Annotated in this window: 33 protein-coding genes; 1 reads left to right on the top strand and 32 read right to left on the bottom strand. The window is 32.4% G+C overall.

Going from position 1 to position 25702, the window contains the following annotated elements:
* Positions 1–33 precede the first annotated feature (33 nt).
* Positions 34–159 carry a hypothetical protein gene (locus KPL55_RS26350; RefSeq protein ID WP_281418837.1) on the bottom strand — a complete coding sequence of 42 codons (126 nt, stop codon included), beginning with the start codon at positions 157–159 and terminating at the stop codon, positions 34–36.
* 318 nt (positions 160–477) lie between these two features.
* On the opposite strand from KPL55_RS26350, the gene KPL55_RS10835 reads away from it, so the two are divergent.
* Positions 478–699, top strand: coding sequence for a helix-turn-helix domain-containing protein (locus KPL55_RS10835; protein WP_216306733.1), 222 nt, complete (start codon positions 478–480; stop codon positions 697–699).
* Between the two features lie 185 nt (positions 700–884).
* Here KPL55_RS10835 and KPL55_RS10830 read toward each other — a convergent pair whose 3' ends face one another.
* The 31 genes from KPL55_RS10830 to KPL55_RS10680 all read right to left on the bottom strand — a co-directional run bounded on the left by KPL55_RS10830 (position 885) and on the right by KPL55_RS10680 (position 25695).
* Positions 885–3281, bottom strand: a complete 2397-nt coding sequence (locus KPL55_RS10830; protein WP_216306732.1) for a type IV secretory system conjugative DNA transfer family protein — start codon at positions 3279–3281, stop codon at positions 885–887.
* A complete protein-coding gene (locus tag KPL55_RS10825; RefSeq protein WP_216306731.1) occupies positions 3281–3562 on the bottom strand; it encodes a hypothetical protein in 282 nt (93 codons plus the stop codon). Before KPL55_RS10825 ends, KPL55_RS10830 begins: the two co-directional genes overlap by 1 nt.
* A gap of 12 nt (positions 3563–3574) precedes the next feature.
* The gene (locus KPL55_RS10820) at positions 3575–3994 is read right to left on the bottom strand and encodes a hypothetical protein (RefSeq protein WP_216306730.1); all 420 of its coding nucleotides are present in this window, start codon (positions 3992–3994) and stop codon (positions 3575–3577) included.
* Between the two features lie 262 nt (positions 3995–4256).
* Positions 4257–4442 (bottom strand): hypothetical protein, encoded by a 186-nt coding sequence (locus KPL55_RS10815; protein ID WP_216306729.1) that lies wholly within the window; start codon positions 4440–4442, stop codon positions 4257–4259.
* 121 nt (positions 4443–4563) lie between these two features.
* Complete coding sequence (locus KPL55_RS10810; RefSeq protein WP_216306728.1) at positions 4564–4761, bottom strand: helix-turn-helix transcriptional regulator; 198 nt, start codon at positions 4759–4761, stop codon at positions 4564–4566.
* Between the two features lie 71 nt (positions 4762–4832).
* Positions 4833–5720, bottom strand: coding sequence for a hypothetical protein (locus KPL55_RS10805; protein ID WP_216306727.1), 888 nt, complete (start codon positions 5718–5720; stop codon positions 4833–4835).
* A 256-nt stretch (positions 5721–5976) separates the two neighbouring features.
* Positions 5977–6459: a hypothetical protein gene (locus tag KPL55_RS10800; protein ID WP_216306726.1), complete on the bottom strand. Its 483-nt coding sequence runs from the start codon at positions 6457–6459 to the stop codon at positions 5977–5979.
* Between the two features lie 25 nt (positions 6460–6484).
* Positions 6485–7381: an N-acetylmuramoyl-L-alanine amidase gene (locus tag KPL55_RS10795; RefSeq protein WP_216306725.1), complete on the bottom strand. Its 897-nt coding sequence runs from the start codon at positions 7379–7381 to the stop codon at positions 6485–6487.
* Positions 7382–7401: 20 nt separating this feature from the next.
* Positions 7402–7842: a hypothetical protein gene (locus KPL55_RS10790; protein ID WP_216306724.1), complete on the bottom strand. Its 441-nt coding sequence runs from the start codon at positions 7840–7842 to the stop codon at positions 7402–7404.
* 282 nt (positions 7843–8124) lie between these two features.
* Complete coding sequence (locus tag KPL55_RS10785) at positions 8125–8391, bottom strand: Gp49 family protein (protein WP_216306723.1); 267 nt, start codon at positions 8389–8391, stop codon at positions 8125–8127.
* 58 nt (positions 8392–8449) lie between these two features.
* Positions 8450–8617: a hypothetical protein gene (locus tag KPL55_RS10780; protein WP_216306722.1), complete on the bottom strand. Its 168-nt coding sequence runs from the start codon at positions 8615–8617 to the stop codon at positions 8450–8452.
* A gap of 109 nt (positions 8618–8726) precedes the next feature.
* Positions 8727–11168: an SGNH/GDSL hydrolase family protein gene (locus tag KPL55_RS10775; RefSeq protein ID WP_216306721.1), complete on the bottom strand. Its 2442-nt coding sequence runs from the start codon at positions 11166–11168 to the stop codon at positions 8727–8729.
* A 17-nt stretch (positions 11169–11185) separates the two neighbouring features.
* Positions 11186–11458, bottom strand: a complete 273-nt coding sequence (locus KPL55_RS10770; RefSeq protein WP_216306720.1) for a hypothetical protein — start codon at positions 11456–11458, stop codon at positions 11186–11188.
* Between the two features lie 13 nt (positions 11459–11471).
* Complete coding sequence (locus tag KPL55_RS10765) at positions 11472–13514, bottom strand: phage tail spike protein (protein WP_216306719.1); 2043 nt, start codon at positions 13512–13514, stop codon at positions 11472–11474.
* 10 nt (positions 13515–13524) lie between these two features.
* A complete protein-coding gene (locus tag KPL55_RS10760) occupies positions 13525–14235 on the bottom strand; it encodes a phage tail protein (protein WP_246599396.1) in 711 nt (236 codons plus the stop codon).
* On the bottom strand, positions 14232–17045 hold the full coding sequence (locus tag KPL55_RS10755; protein ID WP_216306718.1) for a phage tail protein: 2814 nt from the start codon (positions 17043–17045) through the stop codon (positions 14232–14234). The genes KPL55_RS10760 and KPL55_RS10755 overlap by 4 nt, the downstream gene beginning before the upstream one ends.
* 110 nt (positions 17046–17155) lie before the next feature.
* On the bottom strand, positions 17156–17377 hold the full coding sequence (locus KPL55_RS10750; RefSeq protein WP_216306717.1) for an LITAF-like zinc ribbon domain-containing protein: 222 nt from the start codon (positions 17375–17377) through the stop codon (positions 17156–17158).
* Positions 17378–17428: 51 nt separating this feature from the next.
* On the bottom strand, positions 17429–18025 hold the full coding sequence (locus tag KPL55_RS10745; RefSeq protein ID WP_216306716.1) for a bacteriophage Gp15 family protein: 597 nt from the start codon (positions 18023–18025) through the stop codon (positions 17429–17431).
* Positions 18025–18384 (bottom strand): DUF6673 family protein, encoded by a 360-nt coding sequence (locus tag KPL55_RS10740; protein ID WP_216306715.1) that lies wholly within the window; start codon positions 18382–18384, stop codon positions 18025–18027. The genes KPL55_RS10745 and KPL55_RS10740 overlap by 1 nt, the downstream gene beginning before the upstream one ends.
* Positions 18385–18396: 12 nt before the next feature.
* Positions 18397–18879, bottom strand: coding sequence for a hypothetical protein (locus tag KPL55_RS10735; protein ID WP_216306714.1), 483 nt, complete (start codon positions 18877–18879; stop codon positions 18397–18399).
* Position 18880: 1 nt separating this feature from the next.
* The gene (locus KPL55_RS10730; RefSeq protein WP_216306713.1) at positions 18881–19315 is read right to left on the bottom strand and encodes a chloramphenicol resistance protein; all 435 of its coding nucleotides are present in this window, start codon (positions 19313–19315) and stop codon (positions 18881–18883) included.
* A complete protein-coding gene (locus KPL55_RS10725; RefSeq protein WP_216306712.1) occupies positions 19312–19665 on the bottom strand; it encodes a minor capsid protein in 354 nt (117 codons plus the stop codon). Before KPL55_RS10725 ends, KPL55_RS10730 begins: the two co-directional genes overlap by 4 nt.
* On the bottom strand, positions 19665–20072 hold the full coding sequence (locus KPL55_RS10720) for a DUF6751 family protein (protein ID WP_216306711.1): 408 nt from the start codon (positions 20070–20072) through the stop codon (positions 19665–19667). The genes KPL55_RS10725 and KPL55_RS10720 overlap by 1 nt, the downstream gene beginning before the upstream one ends.
* A 4-nt stretch (positions 20073–20076) precedes the next feature.
* Complete coding sequence (locus KPL55_RS10715; RefSeq protein ID WP_216306710.1) at positions 20077–20361, bottom strand: hypothetical protein; 285 nt, start codon at positions 20359–20361, stop codon at positions 20077–20079.
* A gap of 51 nt (positions 20362–20412) precedes the next feature.
* Positions 20413–21438, bottom strand: coding sequence for a major capsid protein (locus KPL55_RS10710; RefSeq protein WP_216306709.1), 1026 nt, complete (start codon positions 21436–21438; stop codon positions 20413–20415).
* Between the two features lie 18 nt (positions 21439–21456).
* Positions 21457–21813 carry a hypothetical protein gene (locus KPL55_RS10705; protein ID WP_216306708.1) on the bottom strand — a complete coding sequence of 119 codons (357 nt, stop codon included), beginning with the start codon at positions 21811–21813 and terminating at the stop codon, positions 21457–21459.
* 15 nt (positions 21814–21828) lie between these two features.
* Positions 21829–22467: a DUF4355 domain-containing protein gene (locus tag KPL55_RS10700; RefSeq protein ID WP_216306707.1), complete on the bottom strand. Its 639-nt coding sequence runs from the start codon at positions 22465–22467 to the stop codon at positions 21829–21831.
* 165 nt (positions 22468–22632) lie between these two features.
* Positions 22633–22914 (bottom strand): hypothetical protein, encoded by a 282-nt coding sequence (locus KPL55_RS10695; RefSeq protein WP_216306706.1) that lies wholly within the window; start codon positions 22912–22914, stop codon positions 22633–22635.
* 3 nt (positions 22915–22917) lie between these two features.
* Positions 22918–23319 (bottom strand): hypothetical protein, encoded by a 402-nt coding sequence (locus KPL55_RS10690; RefSeq protein WP_216306705.1) that lies wholly within the window; start codon positions 23317–23319, stop codon positions 22918–22920.
* Positions 23320–23628: 309 nt separating this feature from the next.
* Entirely contained in the window at positions 23629–24363 is a 735-nt protein-coding gene (locus KPL55_RS10685; RefSeq protein WP_216306704.1) for a structural protein, read from the bottom strand.
* Positions 24364–25695 carry a phage portal protein gene (locus KPL55_RS10680; protein WP_216306703.1) on the bottom strand — a complete coding sequence of 444 codons (1332 nt, stop codon included), beginning with the start codon at positions 25693–25695 and terminating at the stop codon, positions 24364–24366.
* Positions 25696–25702 lie beyond the last annotated feature (7 nt).

The raw sequence follows: 25702 nt of genomic DNA, 5'->3' as shown, positions 1-25702 counted from the left end.
ATGAAATGCAGTTATTACAGCCATCAGTGTTTATTATATTTTTTTACCATTGGCTATAAGTTTTAAAACAAGCTGTCCATTACTTTTCTTTACAAATACCAATTTAGGTTTCAATTCCTTCATATCAATCTGTTTATCCTTTGTTACTATATTGTCCATTTTTATCCCCCCATAGTATTTTATGTCTTAATATATACATAGTAACGATCAGCTAAGACTTTTATACACTAAAAAAATATTTATTTTTATTTTGTTTGATTTTTCTTATTTGGTAGTTCAATAGTTCAATATTAGCACTCGACTGTTAACAAGTAAAGAACATTTGTTCGCCTTTTAATTTATAATATGTAATATATTTCATATTATTCTTTTAAGAATATTGTTAAATTTTAGTTGTACGCGAAACGAGTCATAATAAATTTTGTCAATTGCTCCATGATATACTACTTAATTATATGTAGCATGGAGGGTTTGATTATGCGATTTAATGATCGGTTGCGAAATATTAGACAAGATAGAGATTTAACACAGGATAAAGTATCAAAGGCATTAAACATACGAAGGAATACATTAAGCGGTTACGAAACTACACATCGCACCCCTAGTATATATATCACCATTGAAATAGCTAGATACTTTGATGTATCTGTTGATTATCTTTTAGGTCTAACAGATATTGAAACGCCTTTTCCTAAATGATTAAAATAGTATTTATTACTTTATAATAACATGCTTTTAACTTTTTGTTTATATTTATGTTCGCCTTTTTGTTCCCATTAATTTTTTTTATTGTAATTTAAATCTATATATTGTATACTTTGTCCTTTATTATTAAAATAAATTTAATAGAATTAAAGCCTACCAATTAAGGTAGACTTTTTTATTTAGGCTATTTTTAGTAATTTTACTTCTTTTATTTTCAAAGTCCTTTTTTTCTTTATTGGCTTAGGTAACTTACTTATGAAACTACTATAGCCTCCTGTGTAATAAATTAAGTTCATGGACGAATATTGTTTCATATCTCTGAGATCCTCATAATCAAAGTTTTCTATCTTGTTTTCAAAATGTTTGAAGTCTTTCTCCGATGTCCCTCCGAGTAACATAAAAGATGCACCGGCACCCTCTAAGGTTTCAGCTATTGTATCTATTTGATCTAAGAATTGACAACTTAAAACAAATTTACAACCAAATTTTCTTGTTTGCGGTAATATATCCGTATCATTTAACATTTTCATTGCAGTTTTGCATTGGAAAATCTCATCAATTGAGATATGAGTTGGTCTAGGTTTTGCATTCCATGAACCCCTAATTTCAGTTGCGTTCCATATCTTAGAAATAAGGAAAGTAACAATTACGTTTTTGCTATGCATACTGAATTTGTCCTGAGGCATGCGAATTATTATCGTCTTACCAGCCTCAAGCTCCTCAGCAAAATCAATATTATTAGCACTGCTTTTATTGAACATATATTTTAGTTTAAAGTCCTCCCTTAACAAACTAATTCTATCAAGTATACCTTCAATGCGGTCCATTTTAGTTCCAATTACATAAGCTGTAGGCTCTTTTACTGTAGCTTTGGAATATTCATCAAGATCATGTAAACTCTTAATCTCATCCTCTAAAAACTCAATTTCCTCCTCATTTAATTTTTTTATATAATTGGCACGGATCACATGGTCCTCTAAACATTTAACAACCTCCTTAAATCTACTTTCCCCACATGCAAATACTACATTTGTAGCAGCTGATAAATATTTTCTCATCCTAGCTTGGAGTGGCTGCTCTACATTAATTGAATTTACAAATGTTAGTATCTGTTGGGCCTGTTTATTCATAAGCTCAAGCCTTTCAAATATAGTCATTGAAGAATCCACTTTATATTCATTAAAAGCTAAACTCTGAATACATTCAGGCTTTGTATAATCCAATATGATAAGATCCTCTGGTAGTGTATCTTTTATAATATCATCACTTAACTCACAATTTTTTATATAATCTATGACCACGCCGCCCTCTTTACGTTTATTTGCCATCTTATGATAATTTGCATCGAACTTAGATTTCCCAGATCCTTGAGCTCCAATCATAACTAGAGGTAAAGAACCTTTGTCGTAGGTATCTTGAATATAAGCGGTCATGCCCTCACCCTTACACTTTACTTCTCCCAAACTAATATATCCATGACTTAGAGTATCAGGAACCTTGGCCTCCTCTACCTCTACATGATGTATTCCTAATATTTTCATAAGCTGTCTACCTGGTTGTTGTATAAAATTCTGTGTTTCATCAACCGAGAATGTGTTCTCATCTACTCCTGAAAATTTATAATCCTCTATGTTTATATGTTGCTTTTTTTTCAATTTTACTTTTTTCGCAATTAACTCATTCCCACCCTCTGCATCGAGTACAGAAAAACTGTTGCATACACTTTGTGTTATATTCTCTCGGCGAATTCTGTCTGTGCTACTCGCCGCAATTAGAATCTGAGCATCAAGGACGGTTTTATCCTTTTTACGTTGGGTAGAATCGCTTAATCTTTTATTCGTCTCCAATATGTTGCTGGTGACTAAGAGCTCAGAGAAAACTGTGTTTACTTCTTTCTCATCACCCATGAAGTCCGTTAATACTGATAATATGCTTGTAAATATATAATTAACACCAGCAAGAGCTGCTTTGCCTCTATAGGTCCATGTAGCCTTGTCTTTGTCTATTGGTTGCAATTCCTCTATCTTTTTACGAGTGGACTCATATCTTTTACCCCATGAGAATTGACTTTTAGGTAAAAAATTATATATAAGTGTCACGCGGTCTTCTTGCTGCATGATCTCCATGACTGCCAGGATTGAGTTAAGAGGCTCATTACTTGTCTTATTAATTTCTAGTGATAAAGCGTCCTCTTTTTTATTATTAAGTTGGTAATAGACTGTGTCAGGTCCAAATGCTGAAATTGGATCAACCACCTGGAGATCTACTTTCGACCAGATTTCACGGATTTTTTCAGTAAGGTATGATAAATATTGCTTTGGTAGTATAAAATAAAAACATGTATCACCTTTTTTAATATCAACCGCATATGATATTTTGAAATTTGTTTCAATACATAACTTCTTTTTATCGAATTTTACTCTTTTATTTATGGACCTGAATGTCCTCTGTATGGCCTTTGCTATACGACTTGAGTCATAATTCCTTGTAGCTTTATGAGGTATGATCTGCAAATATATATACTGTGGATGCGTAAACTCCAGGTATTTAGAAATTGGTATGCTAAAATTTTTCACTAGAAAGCCCCTCCTATAGTCTTGATGAGAGTAAAAATTGCAATTGATCCAGGTATCCATTTGGCACATTTTTTAAATCCTAATCCATAAAATATAGCTGCTAACATTGCCAATAATAAACATATCCAAAATGCATAAGCTTGTGTATAGTTCCACAGTGCAGATACAATCAAACTTGGGTGCATAAGATAATTTAAAAATTTAGCTATAGTTTTTAATGAATCCCACCCATCAGCACCAGCACCTTTTATTCCTTCAACTAAACTAGTAATATTATTCATAATTTCCCCCTCCTAATGTGCAAATGCTGCTTGTATTGCATCGAAAATTTCAGGTATCAAATACATAGAAGCAAATATTACAATAAATTTCATTAATATTGGTAATGTCTTTTTTACATCCCCGGAACATCCAGAGCGAATAACTTCGACTATGCACCATAATACTAGAATTGGTTTTGCCCAACCTCTAATTAAATTTAATAATGTCCATCCTAATTTATCAATTGATGATGTTGCTGCAAATACATTTCTACAATAAAGACTTAATCCTAACAGAGTAATTAAAAATTTTCTGTGATTAGATTTCTTAGATAATTTACCTGCTAATATTTCTACTTTTTTATCATTCATACAATCTTGGTATTTTGTTGAAGAAGATCTTGATTCCCAATTTATAATTGTATGATTATTTTTTATTACTAAAATTTCCATGAATTACCTCCGTATAATTATTTGTAATTTGGTTAAACTATTTGTAAGGTGGTGATGTAAAAATGTTCGCAATAATACCTTATATAATTGGTGGGCTTTATATTGTAGCGACGATAATTGGAGCGTAAGAAATAGATATGAATAAAATGTAACGTTTTAAATATATAGATAAAAAGTGTCATCTTTTCATAGTTGGTGGCATAACTTACATGTAAGGAACTCATGTAAGACTCGACTATTTCTCTCCGGAGAAGTAGTCTTTTTATTGCTCTTTTTTGTTTTCGTCAGTTAACATTGCTCTCAGCTTCTTTTCAAAGTGCCCGTAATTCATGTAAAAATTTATACAATCTTTAATCCAACATACCTTTCCACTGTGACTTATTGCCTCCGAATACATTCTCATTTCTTTGTCATCTTCTTTAAATGTTACTTTTATGCTTGCTGACATCAATTGCCTCCTTTTGGTTTTCTCTTATAGTTCTAATATATGCTAGTTAGCTCCAATAGTTTCCAATTATTTGAATTATCGTTAAATTATTTAATACACCTACAAATAAAAAAATATGGCACTATTCAAAGTACCATATTTCCTCTATCCTTTTATTTAGTTTTAAAGCAATTGACATAGCCAGTTCTAACTTAGGTTTGCTTCTATTACTCTCCCAGTTATTATAGTTTTGCATATCAGTTCCTATATATAAAGCGAATTCTCCTGGGCTCATCATATGCTCTTTCATTCTTATTTCCTTAAGTCTATTTTTAACCATTCAATCACCTCATAAGTTTATCTTATGTAAGTATTCTCCAAAAGTTAAAAAATTCCTTTATATACTCTTATTTAGTTAATTATGTCTACCATTACCCCTGGTATAGTAATGTCACCACCCATTGTAGATTTATACGTAATAACCCCTGACGATATTCCTTTAATAGTAACTTCATCATCTTCTAATATCCTTGAATCTATTATACTTTTATCATATGATGCTAATAAAACAGTGTCGTAATTATCATTTATGGCAATTCGCAATTGTACCTCTGAACCACTTTCCATAACTTGTATTACTTTACCATGAAATTTAACCTTTTGAGCAACATATTTATCAGGTGTTCTAGCTAATTGATTATAAGTTATTCCTGTATCGTAAGCTACTTTATCAGCTTTTGCTTTAGCCGCCGCCTCAACCTTAGCTTTTGCATCTGCAACTTTTTTGTCTTTAGCTGCTTGAATATTTGCAAGTCTTTCATTTTCACTAGCTACAGCAGCTGCTAATTTCTCTGCCGCTATGGACTTTTGTTTTGCCTCGGCATCACTCTTAACTTTAGCTGCAGTAATTACCTTTTGTTCAAATGCAGCTTTAGTGTCAGCTTTTCTTTGAACTGAGGCTGCATACGAACCCAACCCAAGTAAAAGCACCATACATATTCCAATTATTCCTGTAAGCTTTTTTGTAAATACAATAGGAGTGCGTGGCTCAATAGTTTTTGTAAATTCTTCAGGATTGTTTTCTCTTGCTTTTTCGTTTGCTATCACTTTTGCTTTAGCTGATTTAGTATTATCCTTTATAGAAAAAAACACAAAGGGAATTAAGATCGAAATTATAAATGCTCCGACCCCTTGAGCCGGAAGTGAATACACGCAATATGCGTAATAAATTAATGCCACTATTACTTTCCATTTAGTATTGGATCTAAAACCAGGTACTTTTTTTAAAAAATTATTCATTGTTGAGTCCCCCTCTAATATACTATTCATGTAATAATATCAATAATTTCATATATTTACAAACATGAAGTGAATATAATTTGAAAAAAGGTCAATAATCTAAATAATCCTTTATTGATACGGATAATTTAATTTTATTTAGAAATACCGCAAGGGACTCCTCTCTCGCGGTATTTTGCTGTGCAAACTAAAATATAATTACAAAAAATAAAAAAAGACCTGAGTTAGTATTTAAACTAATCTCAGGTCTTTAAAATTATACTGTTGCTACTGGAACTACTATTGGTGTTAGCTCTATACCATTTTCATCAACATATACCTTTTTAGATTGTACCACTATAGTTTCATCAATGTTTGCCATAGGCGCTGACTCAGTAGCCTTTACGATTGCTTCATCCGCATAACTTAGTAAATTTATATTAGGATCTTCTAACTTTTTATTAAGCCAAGTTACTGCATCCTGTATATAAGTGTTAAGTTCGACTTTTGAAAATAAAACTCTAATAAGAAATGGTAATGCGCTATACAAATCACTTACAACTTGGTTATATTTTAAAATACCTGTTTCTGTACCTAGTGCCCTTTGTGCCTTTACCACTAAATTCTTAACAATGCTCTTTACTAGATTCTTTTTACCCTTTTTATAAAGGATTGCCAAGGCTGCTGCCACTACAATTACTAAAAGCATGTCACTCCAATATAATAGAATTAAATTGTATAAAAATATTAATATATTCATTTAATACATCTCCTCGGATTTTAGATTATTTAATATAGTCAGCGCTTACATATCCGCCATTATCACCAAAATAAATATTGTACATATTCCCTACTTTTTTAGCTATTTTAACTTTACTACCTTTATTTAATTTTCCAATTATAGCAGAGTTTGAAACCGCAGTTTTTCTGACATTTAGTACACTAGCAGTAACTGTGCCACTTGTTAATGTTGCAGCTGCTACAGAATATACATTTTGCCCAGCAGAATTAAATAAGCTATAGCCAGGATGATTATTTACATAAGATTTTGCATTAGCTAAAATACTAAATGCTTGAATCTGAGAACTAGCATCAGCCCAAGTTTTTCTGACTCTATACATTTCTCCAGTTGTTACAACTTTTACAGGTGCTACTGCTGGCGTTGCTTTTATCGCTCCTATAAGACTTTCAACTATAGCTTTTGCAATAGCCTTATAGCCTATCTGTAAGTAATGATTAGCATCTGCGGTATCTACAAAACATACCTCAATTAACATAGATTTTGCTTTTGTTTTTCTTATAACATAAAGGCCTTTACCATCTTTTACACCTCTATTTCTAAATCCTAATTTAGCTATGTTAGAGCACACTTCAACTGCATCAGGATATTGATTGCCACCATATGTGTAATTTTCAACACCGACTCCTCCACCCGCATTAAAATGTATTGCTATAAACCAATCAAGGTCCTGTCTATTTGCCTGATCCATTATCTTAGATAAACTTTGAGATACTGAATTAGCATAATCAACAGTACAATTTATTGCTTTGTGACCAGCTGCATTAATTAATCTTCTTACCTCTGTTCCTACTATTCGAGTTTGTACTCCCTCGTTTATAATCCCTACCGCTCCAGTACCATACCCTTTAATTGTGTGTCCATCATTTACACCTATATTCATTAATAAAACCTCCTGTTATTTTAGTTGTTCAATGCTTTACTGAGCCATATAATACCTTTATATAAACCTACCGCTACAGCTATTCCACTACCTAATAACCATTGCCATATCATAAATTTCATTTTTTTAGCATTTGCTGCTGCTACTCTAGCTGTCTCAATTGGTAACTGCTCTATTGCTGTTACTTTAGCGTTAACTTCGGCTAGTCCTTTTACTACGGTGTCTGTTACTACTACTAAATTAAGGGCTATTTTCTCAGTTACAGTAGACTTTTGTATATCCTCTGCAAGTGATATTTTTAAGTCGTCCAACTTTTCAAAAATCTGTGTAACAAAAATTTTAGTTTCGGCGGTAGTAACAGCTGCTATATTATCTCTTTCTGTATGCTTATCTTCTTTAGCTTGTAGCGTTTTTACATTTTCTTCGATATTTTCTATTCTAAATTCTCTGTCGTCAGCCATTTCAAACATCTCCTGTTTTTTACTACCATCTTTCGTGTATAAAGGCCCTAAGCTTTCTACTTAAAGGCCTTTACCTTAATTTAAATTAGTGCAATAAAAGCCATAACCACCAAGGCATATATTCTCACTGCCTTTCAATTTTGGACATGAAAAAAACACCCTTTCGAGTGTCTTAAATTTAATTATTTAATTTTTCAGATCTTGCGCGATATATTCCTAATGTATAATTTACCCACTCTTAACCATTGGTATGACTTAGTTTGCACTAGTTAATACTAATACTTACAAGTGCGAACTAAGTTCACATTGAAGCTTATACCCTTCTAATTCCCACAATTTATTCTTAATTCTGTCATAACAAATATCCCTACCTATTGTTGCATCAAAATTTGCTTTATCTACACAAGCAGAGCTCTCAACTATAATAAACCCATTTGGTAGCTGAACTGTTACAACTAGACATTTTTCAAATATTATATTTTCGTTCTTTGTTGCACTATGCAGTATTTGATTTATCTGTTCTTGTGTTACTGTATTTTTCTTTGACATTATTAAAAACCTTCTTTCATATTTTTTTATATAAGAAAAGACACCCTCATGGATGCCCTTAATTTTTATTTTTTCTCATTTCTTCCAGAAACTTTTCCTCTTCTACAAACTCTTTCATTTTTATAGTTACCCAGGTAGAGATCTTAATACCTTTCTTCCCAGCATAATTACAAAACTCTTCAAATACAGTTGGATCTATACTCATATTCTGTCTACGTACTGCCAAAATAACCACCCCTTGAGAATGATTATATAGCATAATTAACATTATTTATCATGATTAACCACTAATACACACTAGTATACATTGTTACACACTATTATCCTGAGACGAATTAAAGTGTCTTTAACTTTGATTCAATTTGTGGGACATAAAAATATAAATATCCGTTATAATTAGGGTGTAATCCCATACTAGAACCATTGAAATAGTTTGTAAGCCATACATCATTATAACCACATAAATTACTTGATTTTCTTAAATCGACATAAGGAATAGACCATTTTTCGAGTGCTGAAATTATAGCATCCCAATAAGAATTTTGATTTGGAAAATCCCCAAAAACAGGTGTATTTGTTGTAAGTCTATGCCCTAAAATAAATAGTTTTTTAGCAATTGGATAATTGGTAATTAATGTTTTACAAATACTTTCGACTGCCCCTATTACCGTAGTTTCAACTAATGTAGCAATAAATCCAATACTTAACATACCAAGTGGTAAACTCTGCATTAGGTCATTATAACCACCTTGTACTAAAATATAATCATAACTATTTGTCATAACTTTTACTCTTTCTAAAATACTATTAGTTTGACCACCTTTTACAGCTAATGTTGTACCACCTAATGATTTTTTAGTAAGCATCATAACATTATTAAGCGAAATTATATTTGCATAACTAATTCCTAAAGCTTCTACTCCATCAGCGACACTATCACCATCAGAATACATAGTCTTTTGAAATAATGGGTTATTCGACATTTGGTATGATGTGGATTTCAATATAGTAACAGGCTTATTCATAGGCAAATTTTTATTTACTATCAATGTGCAATCTTCTGTCATAGTAATATCAACTAATTGATTAACATTTCCCTGTGTTGATACTGTAGGATAGGAGGTTATAACCCCATTTGTTCTTATAATATATAATGGACAAGCGTAATAATCATATCCAGTAATCTTGTATTTATCGCCTGCCTTGGCATAAATTATAGTGTTTGAATATCCCGGAAAAGCAAGTACACCATCTCTTCCATATGCCCCATTAGTATTGTAAATTGGATTTTGTACTGTATAAACTGGTTGAAATGAATTTTGTAAAGCAGTATTTAAATTATTTAAACCTACACTTGAATTTTGCAATAAATCATATCCACTACGTTTACTTAAATAAAATGAAGCACCTTTAGTTATATCTGTTTGTAATGTCATTTTTACAACATTGCTTGGAATAATTATCTTGGTATTACTATATAAAATATTATCAACATGATTATCGTAAACAATTATTTTATTAGTGGAATCATATAAAATATATCTACAAGCACCCCAAATAGAATAACTAGTTAAAATATATATTTCCCCGTAAGAAACTACAACATCATTACTATAATAAGATGCAGTACTAGTTACTTGTGAACCCATTTGATTAATATAGTATCCCTTATTTGTCAATACTATATCTTGTTTTGTAAATAAATCAGTAAAACAATTTTGTAAATTAATTTCCAATTTTTCTTTAATTACTGCACCGTTTGTAATGTTGGATGTAAGTACACCATCCGTACTAATTCCTATGCCTTGATATACTCCGAAATCTGTCCAAGCCGAATTCATATAAATATATGAATGTTTTTCAGCACCACTTAAACCAATTATATATTTTCCAGTCGTACCCGTTGGGAAAGTTGATTGCAACAATGCTAAACTATCATATTGCCCTTTTGGTGTATCATTTGTTTTTAAAGTATTTTGTGCATCCACATAAGATTTATCAGCCTTTAAAGCCACAACATTATTAGTAGTAACTAACGATGTTTGCAACGCCTTTTGAGCCAAATCCGCATCAACTTTATCACTTCTAGCTTTTAAATTTGCGAAGGATCCTCTCCCAGCTGTTACTTCTGCAGCAAAAGAATTCTGACCCGCTAAAACAATATCAGCCTTTAAAGTTACATCTGTAGCATTACCAATTACTGTTGATGCTTTTACATTTGCATCAGTGGCATTTCCTGTTGCGATATCATCTTTTAAAGTTACATCTAACGTATCTCCAGTTGCAATGTTACCCTCTAATATTGTGTTAAGCGTATCTATGGTACCAATATTTTCTACCGCAACATCTATTTTATTTAAGGCATTTGTTAAAGCTGTAAACTCACTTGTACTTTCTATAGCTGAATCATCTCTTATAACCGGAGTAACAACAAATATGAATGTAACTGTTGTTAAAATCTCACCATTCGGACCATAAATAGTGATTTCACTTGATACTATACCCGCATAACTTACAGCTTGTGTTTCTACTAGGTAGGTTATTTTTCCGTTCGCTGCATCATCCATGGTACAATCAGAAAATAATTTATTTTTATCAGCTTTTTTTAAATATATTCTTGCTGTTGAACCAGTTAGAGGGTAAGGAACTCCATTGTCTGTTATATTTATTTTAAATAAATGACTATTAGTATCATTCTTTTTAATAATAATCGACTTATTTGTATTTATTATTTTCGATAAATCTATATTTATTATATGGGGAATAGGTACAAACATGTTATCACTCCTTTTGATTAAGATATTATTGGATATTGATTAATACTTTCTTGTTTTAAAGATAATATTGGTTGTTCACCATTTAAATTCATTTTAAACTTATTTGAGTTTTCTAAGACATAAGGATCATTTGGCAATACAATTTCGTCTATTATTAGTATTAGGTCCTGAGAATGAGTTGTAAAAAACTCATTGATATCTTGTATACCAGAACAGGCTGAATATATATCGCCATTACTTTTATAATAAAATATTGTCATATTATCTTGCATTTCTTGCATTGTAGACATTGTTAGTACCTCCTTAATATATTACTGTATATAATATATTCATTTCACCTCTCCAAGCCGGTGCTCCTTCTGTAGCTGGGTTTCTTACCATTAACGATGCTTCCACAACAAATGAAGCCGCGTTCTTATCTTCAGAAATAAGATTAACGTTAGAAGAAAACACTAAGTCCGTTGGGTGTTGGGGAAATGTATTTCCGGCCCACCAATCAAGTAAATAGTTTTTGCCCCTAAATTCCTCTGGGAGATAGACTCTATACGTACTACCACTAAGAACTTTAGATATTGAGCCACTAAATTTTAAATAATGATAACTCTGCCCAGTTGCTGAAACATATCTAGTAAGCCCTTGTGAGCTTATTACAGTGTAACTACCATCTACATGATTACATCTCATCCCACCGGTACTAAAACTAAAGTTATCATTAATTCCGTTAAAACCTATTTCAACATTATCAGGGTTTTGAGCTATTGTACTCGCTTGATTTGCGGTTACCTTTTGTCCTAAATCATTTATATATGATGTTGATCCTCTGACTGTGGAGACTATAAGATTTGTGTCAATTGCCAATACCCCATCTGCATAGCTTAATTTATTGCCTAAATTAAAAGTTTCAGCATCAAGATTAAGTTTCCAGTTACCATTTTTAGAAGTTATGATACCTGTTTTTATTAGGTTAGCATTTAGAACTCCAGTTGTTATAAAATCAGCTACAATAGCGCCATCATTTGTCATTGCTATACCAAATTCACCATAATAGCCAGTACTTGAATATCCTAAACCACCACTATTCCATCGCCATACCTTAGTCATTGTATTTATGTCTTTGGTATCACCTATAATTATTTCATTTTCTCGTACAGTTACATAAGAGTTTTTAATACCTGCCTTTATAAGTACAGTTGCATTATCTTTCGCGAGTTGCAATATATCATCTTTAGTTCCTATTTCATCTAATCTTTCGATTATTTGTTTTATACTTAAGGGTTTGACTTCAATATAGTTGCTTAAGGTAATTTCTATTGTTTTCTGTGCCAATATATCAAACTTTTTAATCATTGCCCTTACTTTTACATCTGAGTTCAATCGAGGGACATAAACTCCAATAATATCGCCTAAATAAACTCTTTCAGCTTGAATATAATTCTTATATTCCTCTGTTTTTTCAAGTTGTACAAAGTTAATGGCATAACTAGCTTTAATTTTATCTATACCATTTGTGTCATATTCTGCTCTTATTCTTCTATCGAGTTCAACTTGTGCAAGCGCTAAAGTAGCATATCCTTCTTCACTGTTCTCACCCTTAACCTTTACGTCTGAATACTCAATTACATCTGTATAAACTCGGTTATAGCTATTAATCAAGGGACTATCTATATAATGGCCTACAATGTCATCAGAGCCTTTGCCCTGTGCCCTTGTGATAAGATTATCTATATTGGAGGTACACTCAAACCCTGTAAGATTTTTACCTTCCCTTATCGAACCCCCTCTACTTATACCTATAACACTATTGATATATTCTATATATCCTCGCCTTTGAATTTCTCCGCCCCATCTATTTAAGAAAGATTGGTCACAATCATGTAAAGCTTGATACAATGTCATTTTTTGATAATATGCAGTAGAAAAATTAGAAATATTAGAAACAACTTGAATTTCTTTTATCCCTATTGAATTTGATACTAGATAATTACTAGTATTAGCACCACTCATTGTAGTAGGTCTTACATCCTCTAACCACAAAGTTAATTCCTCAGCAATAGTAATTTGTCTTGCCACTATATCTATATACCTGGTGCCAACTGTGGGCTTACTAATCCTAAATATTTCTTCACCATAATCCATTAAAACTTTTAATATTACTTCTTCTTGCAATAGATCCTGAAGATTATCCTCTATAAGAAAAGTAGCATCCAGAATATAATTTCCAGTGCTTAGATCTTCTTCCGTACTACACTTAATACAATATTTATCTAAGCTTTTACCATTGCTGCTCAAAACCTTATTCTTAGTAGCAGTAGAGGGGAAATATGCTACTTTTATTTGTTTTTTCATATTATCCCTCCTACCTATATTTAGTGGTGTATTCCACCATTATTTTTGTAACTGATCCTGTATAGGAAATTGTATTTGTACCCTTTTCAAACATATTGAAATTACCTAAAGTATCATCATCCTTAGAAGTACTATCTAAATTTCTAACTTGCAATAAATTGCTATCTATTTCCACATAATTAACTACATTTGATATTTGCATCGTTTCCCCATTAATAGTAATTTGTATATTTCCATTCCCGTAAATCTTTATTAAGGATTCAGCTGGAGCATTGCCAAAGTATTCAAAAGAAAAATTATTAGATGTTATTGTATATAGTGTTTCCTCTAGATCTGCTTTGAAAGGTTCAAATACAAAATCTACGTTAAACTCACCTATACTTCTAAATTCCTTTTGTAAATCACCAAATATAACCTTCTTAACCAAATAGCATCTGTCTACCCTACCAAATATAAATCTATTATCTTCTATATCCAATAACCATTCATATACCTTGTCAAAATCAATTTCAAAGTCCTCAGACCGAAGTGCAAACACAAAAGGAACCACCACATTAGGGTAAGTTCCTTTATTTATAAATAGTGTTCCATTTCTGCCCTCGACTGGCACTTCTTCGTAATCCTCATTGCTAATAGGTATGGATGGATACTTTTCTAAAAATAAATTAAGGTTAAGGCTACTATTATAATTAAAATATATTTCACCCTCTTTTAATATCATCTTCCATCCCCCCATTTTGCTAATACTCTATCTGTATCTGGATTATCCTTTACAATATTAAAGTTATGTTGTGCTGCCACGCTTGCTGTAGTTTTAGCAGTTTCATAATCAACAGTGCCTTTCATTTTAGCAACTAACCCAGACATATTTTTATCTATACCCTTTTTTAAATTAGGCATTTCATTGTCTATACCAACCCCGATACCTTTTGGAATAAATTTACCTATCTGGTCTCTCATTACTCTTGAAGGTGAATTTATATCTAGTGCATCTTTCATACCCTGCAAAATTCCACCTGCAAAATTAGCTACTTTAGATTTCATCCAACCTGCCATATTGCTCATACCATTCCAAACACCTCTTACGATATTTGCACCTATACTTGCCATTTTACCTGGCAAACTACCAATAGTACTCATTATATTGCTTACCATATTCGTTCCAGCTTCACGAGCCTTAGACCCTAAATTACTAGCAAATTGCGCCATTTTGGAAAGTGCACTTGATAAATGTGACCATAGTTTCCCTGGCAACTGACTAAAAAATGTAACCGCTGCACTTATAGCTCTACTAGCAGCGCTCGACATATTACTATACATTTGAGATCCCCAAGATATAATCTTAGAAATAGCATTAGCCAACCACGTATAAATTTTACCCGGCAATTGACTAAAGAACGTAACAACAGCCGTTATTGCTCTACTAATAGCACTTGACATATTAGCGTAGGTTTGTGCTCCCCATGTTACTATTTTAGTGTATGCGTTAACTAGCCAGGTCCATATTTTACCTGGCAACGTACTAAAGAATGTAACTACTGCATTTATCCATATAGGTACATTTGTTACAAGATAATTAAATGCATCTATGCCCCACTTAATTATTGTTCCTAAAGCAAAACCTAAAGCATACCCAAGTTTACCTGGCAATTCATTAAAGAATGTTACTATATTATTCACTATTTGTGATACTGTGGTAGCCACCCAGGTTATAATACTTAAACCCCAACCAATAAACCCGTTATAAATATTGGTAAAGAAAGTACCTATCTTACCCGGTAATTCACTGAAAAATGTTATTATTGTATTTGTTATTAGAGGAATTGTTGTTGTGGCCCAAGCAATAACACCTGTACCCCAAGCAATAATAGAATTTAAAATATTTGTAAAACCAGTAGATATTGAAATCTTAAGTCCATCGGCCCAATTTTTTATATATTCAATGACTGGAGTCATGCAAGTTCCAATTGTTGCTAAAAGCCCTTCTCCTAACGCTGTTAAAGCATCTATTCCAATTTGCAACCAATTAATACTATTTAACCCTTCTACTAGAATACCTATAATTTTCAACGTGGCAATTGTTAATTGAGGCAAAGCCTTTGCCAGTCCGTCTATAATCGCTACTAGCAATGCTACTCCAGTTTCTATTATAAGTGGTAGGTTATCAACTATAAACGTAACTAGACTGTCTATTATTTCAGGAAGCATAGTAATTAATTTTGGTAAAGCTTTTAATATCCCTTGTACCAAACCAATTATAATTTGTAATCCAGCCTCTAATATTAAAGGCAAATTATCTATAATTGTATCGACTAAGCTAAGTATACAGTCAATCGCAAGTGGTATTAACGTAGGTAATGCTTTTCCTATACCTAGTGCAAGATTTGCTATAAGTTTCAATCCAGTATCTAATATTTGTGGTAATATCGTTAAAAACCCAGTTACTAAACTTGCTATTATCTTAACAGTCGCGGTTGTTATTGCTGGTGCATTGTCTTGTAACCCTGAAATTAAACTTTGAATTAATTTTATACCTAAGCTTATAATTACTGGCAAAGATTCAAGCATACCATTTCCAAGAGATGATGTAATTTTCATTCCAGCATCCAACATCCCAGGCAATATGGACATTATTATCCCTGGTACTTTATCCATAATTAGAGGTAGCAATCTTCCTATTAAAAGCCCAATACCATTCATAGCAACTTCTATTCTTGGTAATAAATTTTCACCCAAAGCACCCGCACTAGTAACTAAATTATCTATTAATCCATCAAAATCAGACTCCTCATCAGCCATACCTGTCAACAAATTAGTCCATGCTGATTTAGTCATGTTCAAACTACCTTCAATAGTAGACGCAGCTTCTTTTGCAGTAGTCCCAGTTATACCCGTTTGGGTCTGAATCACATGAATGGCTTCAATGACATCACTAAAGTTACTCATGTCATATTTAATACCAGTAAGTTTTTCTGCATCAACAAGAAGTCTTTTCATTTCTGTTTTTGTACCACCATAACCAAGCTTCAAGTTATCTAGCATAGTATAATTTTGCTTTGCAAATCCCTGATATGCATTTTGTATATTTTCTATACCTGTGCCCATCTTATTTGCATTATCCGCCATGTCGGTAACAGCCATATTTCCTACTTCAGCCGCTTTTTTTGTATCTCCACCAAGGCCTTGCAATAGTGAGGCAGAGAATCCTGTAATGGTACTCATATATTCGTTTGCAGACATTCCAGCTGTCTTATATGCATTATCTGCATACTTCATCACTTTATCGCTACTGCTTTTAAATAACGTTTCAACTCCACCCGTTATCTGCTCGTATTCAGCATATTGTTTTATAGATGCGCTAATTAATCCTCCAACAGCAATCGTAGCCGCTCCTATTGCTGCCCCCATTACCTTACCAGCAGTTGCTATGCCACTTAACCCAGTCTTAGCAATGCTACCTAATTTACCCACACCTTTTTCAGCACCGCTAGAGTCTAATTGCGTATCAATGATAATTCTTCCATCAGCCATATATTTCACCTACCTTTAGGACATCTTATATCTTTAATTGTAATCACCCCAATTTTATACAATAAAAAAGCACCTACATTTCTGTAAGTACTTAACCTTATATGTATACTTTAAACTCTCCATCTACGACCACAATTTTGGCATATCGCTTCACTATGTGTTTTGGATTTTGTCTTCGAATTAGTCAGCAAAGGGATTATAATTATAAGTCCTAGCGTACAAATTGCTAGCATAATCCATATACACCATCCTAAACATCCTCTATGCTTAGTCTTTACGTTTGTTACCGCCTGAACAGATACATTTTCACTTTTACATTTTGGACACTTCATGTAAATCCCCCCGATACAATTTATATTTATTATTGCATATATAGGGTAAATTTACAATAGTTTGGACATGTCCCCTCCATTAAGCAATGCATTTTCAATGCTGCCTAGCTTTTCAGTTTCATCCTTGCTTATATGTCCCTGTATTTTATATAAATCTTTCATTTTTTTATAACGTGCCTTTTCCTCTTTATCCTTAATTTTGTTTAGGTCCATAGAACGATAGCCCATAATCTTTACAATTTCATTGTCTTCTTTAAGACTTTTAAATAATGCTTTAAACTTCCACCAATGCAAATCCGCATCCTGTAAGTCAATATTGTATTGGTCTAAAAACGCACTATAGATATAATCATCATCAAAGTCGAAATCATAAATTTGATCGCTTTTACCACTACCAGAACCTTTTGATTTAGTCATGTTTTTACCACACCTATAAAACCACAGTATCTGTTCTATAGCTTCATTTATATCATTTGGTATTATAGGATAATAAAGCATTAAAGCATTTTCTATCCTTTGTTTATCGTCTAGTTCTTTATCTGCCATCATTAACTCAAAGAGCATAGACGTTCTAAAGTCACTATTAATAGCATAATTTACACCATCAACACTAACTTTATTAGTTAATACATCTATAATCATATTCATTATTTAGCGCGTTTTTGTGCTCTGTTAGGAGAATATTTATTTGCCATCTTTTCCATTTCATCTTTTTGTTTGTTGACAAATATGGCTAACTCCTCAAAGGCTTTTAGGCATACCATTAAGTTAGTTTTATTCCCAAAAATCTTTTTATCTGTACCCGTTCCAAAAATTGCATTAAAACAATCAAATACAGCATTGCATTGTCTTCTGATTACAGAAGATAAAACTTTTTTATCTTCATTTGTTGTTGATTTTAATTCTCCTACTACCTTTTGAAAATCTGCTATGGCCACCTCATATTTTTCAGATGTTTCCAAATCATATATATCAATATCTTCTAATTCTACATTATTAATTAACATTCAATAGCCCTCCTATACTGTTTCTGTAAAAGTTTGTGTGAGTGTAGCGAATGTTCCTATAACTATATCACCATTTCCTAGCAAATTTCCTTCGGCGGTCATCTCACCATCTTCATCGCCAAAGCCTGACACCTCAATTGCTACTTTTATCATCCTAGCCTCGAACACGTTAGGTGTTGCTTCTTCAGCTAGTTTATCTAAATCAACCATTACATATCTTGTTTCTGCTTCAGCTCCAGTTAATTGTTTTTCACCAATATTACAAATATAATCTATTACTTCCTGTGCCTTGATTTGATCTGTAGTAAAAGCGGTTGACCATTCATAACCTGTAACACTTTGAGTAGCTGACTTATCATTTATATATCTTTTGCTAGTTGTCTGCGCGGATGGAGACTCATTTAACTCAGTAAATCCAGCACCCATTAAAGCAAATGTTGGGGTTTCACCTACCTCTAAATAATTCGCTAACATTCTTCTTTGTCTTACTGCCATTTTAATTCCTCCTCGATTTATAATATTTTAATCTCAATTGGATTTGATATTGCGCGGTGTCTTCGCTAACCGCAAAAGCATATCCTGTACTAGTTACTTTAATTTCTCTAACCTCTGAGTTATTATCCAATACAGGAAATATTTCATTATCATTTTTGCTTTCAATCTCATCCGCAAACTTTTCATAAAACCCTGAGTTATCTATATTCTGTAGTACATCACTACCATACGGATTTCTGCTTGTAAATATAAAAGCATATTGTCTAATGCTATCGCCATTAACATACTTCTTTAAAATAGGTTCTATTGGCATTTCCTCAATACTATAAGTGTCAACATTAGGCTCTAAGTAATTAACATTTACGCTTATCGCATTGTTAAACATTTCTAGGCAATCCATGTTCTTTATAAAATCTCTTATACTTTCAATTATCATCCTTTTCTCCCGCCTACAAAGTTAGCTACCGTTTGTATTATCATGTCCCTATTATCAATAAACCCACGCTTATCCCAATACATACCGCGTTTACCACCAGCTGATTCGCCCTGTTTTCCCATGCCTTTATTATTGTAATACTGCATTTTTGCATAAGGAGCTGAGTATGTTATTTTAGTAATATCAATAGTTATCATCATATTTTTAAGCCTACCAGTATCAAACGGAACATAATTATCAAAAGCTTTGGCACATGCTCTTGTTAAAAAATCTTGCCCTGTTCCGTTTTTATTGAGGTGATGTGCAAGCAAAATTCTTGCGGTGCTATTCATATTTATATTAACTCCCATTACTTGCCCTCCACCTCCCAATGATCAGAAAGAGGTCTTGAAGACATTACATTTACCACATCATCAAAGTCTTTTTCCAAATCAGCAATCCTATATGGACTAATTCCTAAAACTTCAAAATCAATCACACCTTTTACAATTTTATCTCCCATGGCCAACGTAAAATAATTTACTCTTTCATCATCAGATAATTTTGCAAATTGCTTTGGTGATACATAATTTTCTAATTTATCAATTATGATAACTATACTATCAGCCAGTAACAAGCCAGTGTTTGACACGGTAGCATTACGTTTACCTTGCCAGTCCACATCTTTAACTACAGTCCTTTGATACATGTCATTACCACTTGTAAAATCATAGTATTTGTTATATATAGTTATATCTGAATTTACAAAGAGTACCATTAAATCACCCCATCATCCTTACAAATGGTAGAGGTAATAACATTTTTATACTACTGGTTACCACCCATGCTTCAACACCATCAGTAAATGTAACGCTTTGAACACCATCACTTTTAGATTTTATACCTGTAGCTTTAATAGCTTTAATAGATAAAGAACTTTCAACTAATTCATCTATTGCCAGCTCAAAGGTTTTCATCATATAGGTATCTGTATATTTTGGATTAGTACCTACATTTAAATAATTTTTAATTGTTAGTATTGCTTTTCTTTGGTCTTTAGTAGGCATAAATACCTCCCTCTATAAAAAATAAAAAGAGGAAATTAATTCCCCTTTAGATTAAAGTGTTATTGTTGCAATTCCTAATTCATTGGCATATGGGAAAGATGGAATTACTGTAGCAGCAGATTTTGTAAACTCTGCAACTGGATCTACGCTTGTATAAGTTCCTACAAAAACATTTCCAACCATGCTTGCAGTTTCCATGTTACCATCACCAATAAGTTTTACTTCTTCAGCAGTTAGGCCATAAATTGTTTCTCCTAAAGTTGAAGATCCAAACATAGATATGATGTTCTCAGGGAAGTATCTTACAGTTGTATATCCAGTTGCATTTTCAACCTTGTATTTACCCTCATTAACTAAAAGAATTGGTAAATCAGATTGTGACAATAAGTCATTAAGTAACGCTAAAGTAACAAGCTTATCTGAGTTAGTTCCAAAGATTGCTTTCTTAATTGAAGTACAAGCACAAATAGCTTTTACGATTTTTCTAGAAGTCATTGCCCTTGCTGGTCTGTTTCCACATTCAGCCTCAACCGCTGTAGCGATTGTTTCTAAGTCAATTAGTGGTGTAGCAGTAGTTGGTGCGGACCAGTTGAAAGGTAACTTGTTTCCGGCTGGGACTAAATAATCTATAGTAACCGCAACCCCATTTTCATTTATTGCAATTTTCCCGCTAGATAGGACTTCCATTCTCATAGCTTCAACTCTTACTCTGATACCTTCTTCCATTTTTTCAGCATCATTGTAAAGTTGAGCTAAAACAAATGATAACTCAGCATCTGAACGAGGGTTTTGAATTTTAATTAATTCTTTCTCAGTGATTTTAATTTGTCTTTTGATTAGAGATAAACTAGCAATACCTTTTTCAATAGCCTCTCTACTAGCTAATTGTGTCTTTGTATCGAATGCGTGAACACTTGCTGATACTGGAAGTCCACCTGAGCCTAAAATCATATCAAATTCGATATCCTGTATCTTTTTTTCTGGGAATAAAGCTTCACCTAACATTGGTACTATAGCTCTTTCCTTGAAATAATTTATAATTTCGTTTGTGTTAAATACTTCTACTAATTTTGGCATATTATTATTCCTCCTCGATTATCTAAATTTTATTTCTGTTAAAGCTTCTTTGATTGCAGTTTGAGCAGCAACTGAGAAACTGGCTAAAATTCTATCCGCTCTTAAGTAACCCTCAACCATTATAGATCCTGCTTCGTCACCGGCAGTAACATCTACTGTTTGATAAAGAATTCCAACAGGTGTACCTGTTAAAGCATCTCCTGTAGCGGTAACAACATTTCCGTCTGCATCAATTAAACTTCCAGCTTCAACATATTTTTTTCCGTCTGCATCTGCCACCACACCGGCTGCTAATACTGTTCCTGAAAAACATACTAAATTTGCTTCTGAAAATAATATTTCCATTTCATTTGTGTAAACTATTTTTTTAAACATTTAATATTCCTCCCTTTATTTGCTTGCCCAAGGATCACTTGGAGCGGTCTTTGAACCATTATTTTGTTGAGCCATTGAAGCACCAATACTAGTTTTTGTTCCATCTGTGTTTGTTCCTGGTGGAACATATACATTAGCTTTAAGTCTTTCATTCACTGAGGTTTCAAGCCCTTTTGACCAATCTGTTGCCAATATGTCTAAATTAGCTTTTGTAGTCTCCAAATCTTCACCCAAAAACTTATCAATGAATCCTGCTGGCAACTTCTTTTCTGCAGCATACTTCATTGCATTACTAAGTAGATCTTTACGAGTATTTGAAGCTCTCTCTTTTTCAAGTTCTCTTTTCATTTCCGCTAACTCTTTTTTAACTGGATCAGTAACCATGTCCGGATACTTTAACAGCATAAATGGCTCAAGTTCCTTTTCTAAGTTATTTTCTTTCCAAGTTGTTAAAGCTTTATTGTGATACTTGTCGTTTTCACTTTCGAGATAAGCTTTGAAATCCTTATCTGTTTTAGCCTTTTGTTTGAAAGTATCTAGCGTAGGTTCGGCCCCTTTAAATTGTGTTTCAATGTCTGTTCCACCCAATAGTGAATTGATGTCTTGAGTATCTGGAGCACTTTCGATTAATTTTAATAAAGCTGATTTTAACATGTATTTCCCCCATCCCTTATACGCAAATTGCCCATAAGACATAATTTTTTATTGATTTAATATAGTTGCACCCCTTATACGCAAATGCCCATAAGACGAGCTTAAACAGTTTAGGGCCATATTAAGGGCACAATAAAAAGCCTTAGTTTCCTAAGACTCTAATTTTTATTTTTTCATTTCCTTTTTAGCTTGCTCTAGCTGTGTTATAAGAGCATCGATACTTTCAGCTTTAGTAAATGTCATAATGATTGGAAATTCTCCCAATAGGTGGACTTCTCCGCCTTTAGTTATTCCCTCAATGCCTATTTCTCTAGGTTCTTGATTTATAAAAGTAACTAATCCACTTTTTTCTAACATGCAATCTCTCACATATCCACCAGCTATACATATGTCGCCATCACCAAAAGCCAATTCAATTTGATTGTTTTGATTGTTTTTAACTATCATTCGTTATTCCCTCCCCTCTAGTTTACTAATTATATCGTATAAGGTTTCATAAACGTCATCACCTCTGAAATGGTCATTCCGTTTATTTATTAAATCTAAAATTAATTCTTCTCTGTCGGCTTTCAATCGTAGATTTTCTTTCTTTAAGTTCTTGCTAAATTCAATCAAAGATTCTATCTGCATATCCTTACGCTCAATAACAATTTCAAGACTTAAATCTTCAAATTCGCCAACTTGTGGGACTCTCATTTTTATAGGTTCTCTTATTATTTTGGCATTGTAACTACCACATCTCATACCATTGTTTTCACCTTTTCTAAAATTGCAATGTTTGCCTGTATGGACACAACACAAATGATTGTCATTATCCTTGAACATATTTTTACAATCAATTTTGCCTAACATATAACTTCCTCCCTACGTTTGTTTTTACTATGTCTTTTCACTACCATCCCCACATAAAATTCACCACTAGCATAATTGGATTTAAACTGTATGAATTGTGCTCTTGTATTTCCACCATAGCCATATAACTTATGAAACAGTACGTGTATATCATGTTTTAATACTATTCCATTGTCTGCATCAATTCGCCTTTCAACAAATTTTAGTAGATATTAGAACTTTAGCTGATAAAGAAGGTAGAAACGTAAGTAACCAAATCAACAAAATATTAAAAGATTATTTTGAAGAATCTGCTAAATAGTAGGTTCTTTATTCAACTATTGTGTTGTAACCTCGGCAACAAGGGTGCAAGCCACCCGGAGCATCCTCTAAATCATATACATTTTCATTTATACCAGCACATTCAGCGCAAGTTCTGGAATCCATTTCTTCATTTCTCATAACGCGTTTCACACCTGTTTCTTTACAGAATCTTTTAAATGCTTCATCCTCAACACGATTAATTTCTGTTTCAACAAGCCTGCGTGCATTGTAAGCATTGGCATTATAAGTATCTTCAATATTTCTCTTAATTTGATTAACATTTACTTTTCCATTAAGGAAATCATTAACTTTCTTATTGAGGTGTTTGGCAACATCTTCTTCTTTTTCCCAAACTCTAGTACTAAAATGTTTCCCTTTGAAATTATTGCCTATAATCTCTTTAACATCTTTAAAATTTACATTATAGCTGTAAAAATCAAAGGTTTTATTTATAGTAGAGGATAACATCTCCTCTATAACCCTATTCTGTGTAGTACCTTGTCTCTGCGCTCCACTTGTAACCATATTGGACAACCTATTGTGCTCTTTCTTTTTATCTGCTATAGAAAGCTTCATTAGGTCGTTTAAAATGGAATAGGTAAGCATGATAGTTGCTAATTGCTTTAATAATTCATCTCTATTATCTTTCTGCTCTTTATATACCTCTTTTATCTGTTTATCAGCTTCATTATAAAGCTCCTCTATAAAATCTAACTCTTCTTTATCTGTATAATCTTTCATTTAAGTCACCTCATCTAAATTAAGATCAGGCATTTCTGCATCCTGTTCCTTTTTAACTTTTTCAGCTTCAGTAACTTTATTATTAATAAAACTAAATAATCCTCTTGCGGTATCTTTAGAAATAGTACCCTCTGGTACCTGCGCCAACATTTGAGCTGTGCCTAAATCATCCATCGGAATATTTGGAGTATAAAGAGCGTTAATATCTTTATAATCATAATTTTTGTCTTTCTTAAGGTTTAAATACATGCATAAAAACCTATTACGATTTTTAACAATATTTTTATGTGCCTTTTCTTCAAGCTCACATTTATTTTCCAGTGCTATAAGCCTGGACCTTAAAGCAATACCACTCAAATTAGAGACCATACCTTCATTATGATTTATATGGCAACTAATTTGATACATTGTATCAACATATCTATCAAGCGTATTTTGAATAAAGGTATCATTAATATTTTTAATAAGCCACTGGATTGTACTATCTTTGTCTTTAGCTTGTAATACCCCTAGTTTTTTCATCTCTGGAATATCCTCTTTAGGAATTTCACAACCTGTAAATACCAAATAAGCGTTTCTAAAATCACTTATTTCATTACCGATATCACTAAAATTAGTTTCAAAAGCGTCCTGAAGACCTTTAATATCACCATACAAGCTATCATGATATTCCTCTAGTGTTAATACCCCAACAGAAACCGGAACTTCTCTAAATATGTTTTCAGTTGGAGGAGCTATTTCATTAAATTTGATATCAAAATGATATATATATTCGTCAGTATAAACATCTATATATTGGTTAGTTGTGTCAAAATCATTTTTAAAAGCACGAATAAAAAATAAAATCTTATCATTATCATTTGTATAAGCATAACCATCTGTTGGTTTTACAACTTTGCTACAAAAGTCAAGATTATCATTAAGGTAATATATTTCATAAACCTTAGTGAATACCAATAAATATTTCATAAGATTCGTATCATGAAGTTCATCCCAGTGGGCTTTATAATATTCAATATCTTTAATTATTTCGTTATTATCACTCTTGGACTCATAAGTTATATCGTTCCCAACGGTATACGAGACCTCTTCCTTAACAAATTTTTTCATGTAATTTGTATTTGTCTTAATATTGGACCTTTCAGTTATAAATTTATAATTTCTCATTGCATCAGTATCGCCCTTATAGTAACGGTACATTTTTTCATGAATATGCTTATTTGCATTATATTGGCCATATATTTTTTTGACCAATTTGAGATGTTCAGGGTTATGCATATCTAATCCAATTTGCTTTTTAAATAATTTCTTTATCATTTCACTTAAATTCATTTCTCCA

This window comes from Clostridium lacusfryxellense (genome assembly GCF_018861735.1).
In the GTDB taxonomy this organism is placed as follows: Bacteria; Bacillota; Clostridia; order Clostridiales; family Clostridiaceae; genus Clostridium_AD; species Clostridium_AD lacusfryxellense.
The sequence above is the reverse complement of the archived record's forward strand: the minus strand, read 5'-3'. Positions and strand labels throughout refer to the sequence as shown.

Excerpts from the sequence above, each read along its gene's own strand:
- KPL55_RS10750 (WP_216306717.1), bottom strand. The coding sequence starts at position 17,377 with ATGAAGTGTCCAAAATGTAAAAGTGAAAATGTATCTGTTCAGGCGGTA.
- KPL55_RS10805 (WP_216306727.1), bottom strand. The coding sequence starts at position 5,720 with ATGAATAATTTTTTAAAAAAAGTACCTGGTTTTAGATCCAATACTAAA.
- KPL55_RS10770 (WP_216306720.1), bottom strand. The coding sequence starts at position 11,458 with ATGTCTACAATGCAAGAAATGCAAGATAATATGACAATATTTTATTAT.
- KPL55_RS10725 (WP_216306712.1), bottom strand. The coding sequence starts at position 19,665 with ATGGGAGTTAATATAAATATGAATAGCACCGCAAGAATTTTGCTTGCA.
- KPL55_RS10765 (WP_216306719.1), bottom strand. The coding sequence starts at position 13,514 with ATGAAAAAACAAATAAAAGTAGCATATTTCCCCTCTACTGCTACTAAG.
- KPL55_RS10695 (WP_216306706.1), bottom strand. The coding sequence starts at position 22,914 with ATGATAGTTAAAAACAATCAAAACAATCAAATTGAATTGGCTTTTGGT.
- KPL55_RS10755 (WP_216306718.1), bottom strand. The coding sequence starts at position 17,045 with ATGGCTGATGGAAGAATTATCATTGATACGCAATTAGACTCTAGCGGT.
- KPL55_RS10810 (WP_216306728.1), bottom strand. The coding sequence starts at position 4,761 with ATGGTTAAAAATAGACTTAAGGAAATAAGAATGAAAGAGCATATGATG.
- KPL55_RS26350 (WP_281418837.1), bottom strand. The coding sequence starts at position 159 with ATGGACAATATAGTAACAAAGGATAAACAGATTGATATGAAGGAATTG.
- KPL55_RS10785 (WP_216306723.1), bottom strand. The coding sequence starts at position 8,391 with ATGTCAAAGAAAAATACAGTAACACAAGAACAGATAAATCAAATACTG.
- KPL55_RS10760 (WP_246599396.1), bottom strand. The coding sequence starts at position 14,235 with ATGATATTAAAAGAGGGTGAAATATATTTTAATTATAATAGTAGCCTT.
- KPL55_RS10790 (WP_216306724.1), bottom strand. The coding sequence starts at position 7,842 with ATGGCTGACGACAGAGAATTTAGAATAGAAAATATCGAAGAAAATGTA.
- KPL55_RS10705 (WP_216306708.1), bottom strand. The coding sequence starts at position 21,813 with ATGTTTAAAAAAATAGTTTACACAAATGAAATGGAAATATTATTTTCA.
- KPL55_RS10680 (WP_216306703.1), bottom strand. The coding sequence starts at position 25,695 with ATGAATTTAAGTGAAATGATAAAGAAATTATTTAAAAAGCAAATTGGA.
- KPL55_RS10710 (WP_216306709.1), bottom strand. The coding sequence starts at position 21,438 with ATGCCAAAATTAGTAGAAGTATTTAACACAAACGAAATTATAAATTAT.
- KPL55_RS10685 (WP_216306704.1), bottom strand. The coding sequence starts at position 24,363 with ATGAAAGATTATACAGATAAAGAAGAGTTAGATTTTATAGAGGAGCTT.
- KPL55_RS10825 (WP_216306731.1), bottom strand. The coding sequence starts at position 3,562 with ATGAATAATATTACTAGTTTAGTTGAAGGAATAAAAGGTGCTGGTGCT.
- KPL55_RS10820 (WP_216306730.1), bottom strand. The coding sequence starts at position 3,994 with ATGGAAATTTTAGTAATAAAAAATAATCATACAATTATAAATTGGGAA.
- KPL55_RS10835 (WP_216306733.1), top strand. The coding sequence starts at position 478 with ATGCGATTTAATGATCGGTTGCGAAATATTAGACAAGATAGAGATTTA.
- KPL55_RS10745 (WP_216306716.1), bottom strand. The coding sequence starts at position 18,025 with ATGAATATGATTATAGATGTATTAACTAATAAAGTTAGTGTTGATGGT.
- KPL55_RS10800 (WP_216306726.1), bottom strand. The coding sequence starts at position 6,459 with ATGAATATATTAATATTTTTATACAATTTAATTCTATTATATTGGAGT.
- KPL55_RS10715 (WP_216306710.1), bottom strand. The coding sequence starts at position 20,361 with ATGCCTACTAAAGACCAAAGAAAAGCAATACTAACAATTAAAAATTAT.
- KPL55_RS10735 (WP_216306714.1), bottom strand. The coding sequence starts at position 18,879 with ATGGCAGTAAGACAAAGAAGAATGTTAGCGAATTATTTAGAGGTAGGT.
- KPL55_RS10730 (WP_216306713.1), bottom strand. The coding sequence starts at position 19,315 with ATGATAATTGAAAGTATAAGAGATTTTATAAAGAACATGGATTGCCTA.
- KPL55_RS10720 (WP_216306711.1), bottom strand. The coding sequence starts at position 20,072 with ATGGTACTCTTTGTAAATTCAGATATAACTATATATAACAAATACTAT.
- KPL55_RS10775 (WP_216306721.1), bottom strand. The coding sequence starts at position 11,168 with ATGTTTGTACCTATTCCCCATATAATAAATATAGATTTATCGAAAATA.
- KPL55_RS10690 (WP_216306705.1), bottom strand. The coding sequence starts at position 23,319 with ATGTTAGGCAAAATTGATTGTAAAAATATGTTCAAGGATAATGACAAT.
- KPL55_RS10815 (WP_216306729.1), bottom strand. The coding sequence starts at position 4,442 with ATGTCAGCAAGCATAAAAGTAACATTTAAAGAAGATGACAAAGAAATG.
- KPL55_RS10795 (WP_216306725.1), bottom strand. The coding sequence starts at position 7,381 with ATGAATATAGGTGTAAATGATGGACACACAATTAAAGGGTATGGTACT.
- KPL55_RS10700 (WP_216306707.1), bottom strand. The coding sequence starts at position 22,467 with ATGTTAAAATCAGCTTTATTAAAATTAATCGAAAGTGCTCCAGATACT.
- KPL55_RS10740 (WP_216306715.1), bottom strand. The coding sequence starts at position 18,384 with ATGTTAATTAATAATGTAGAATTAGAAGATATTGATATATATGATTTG.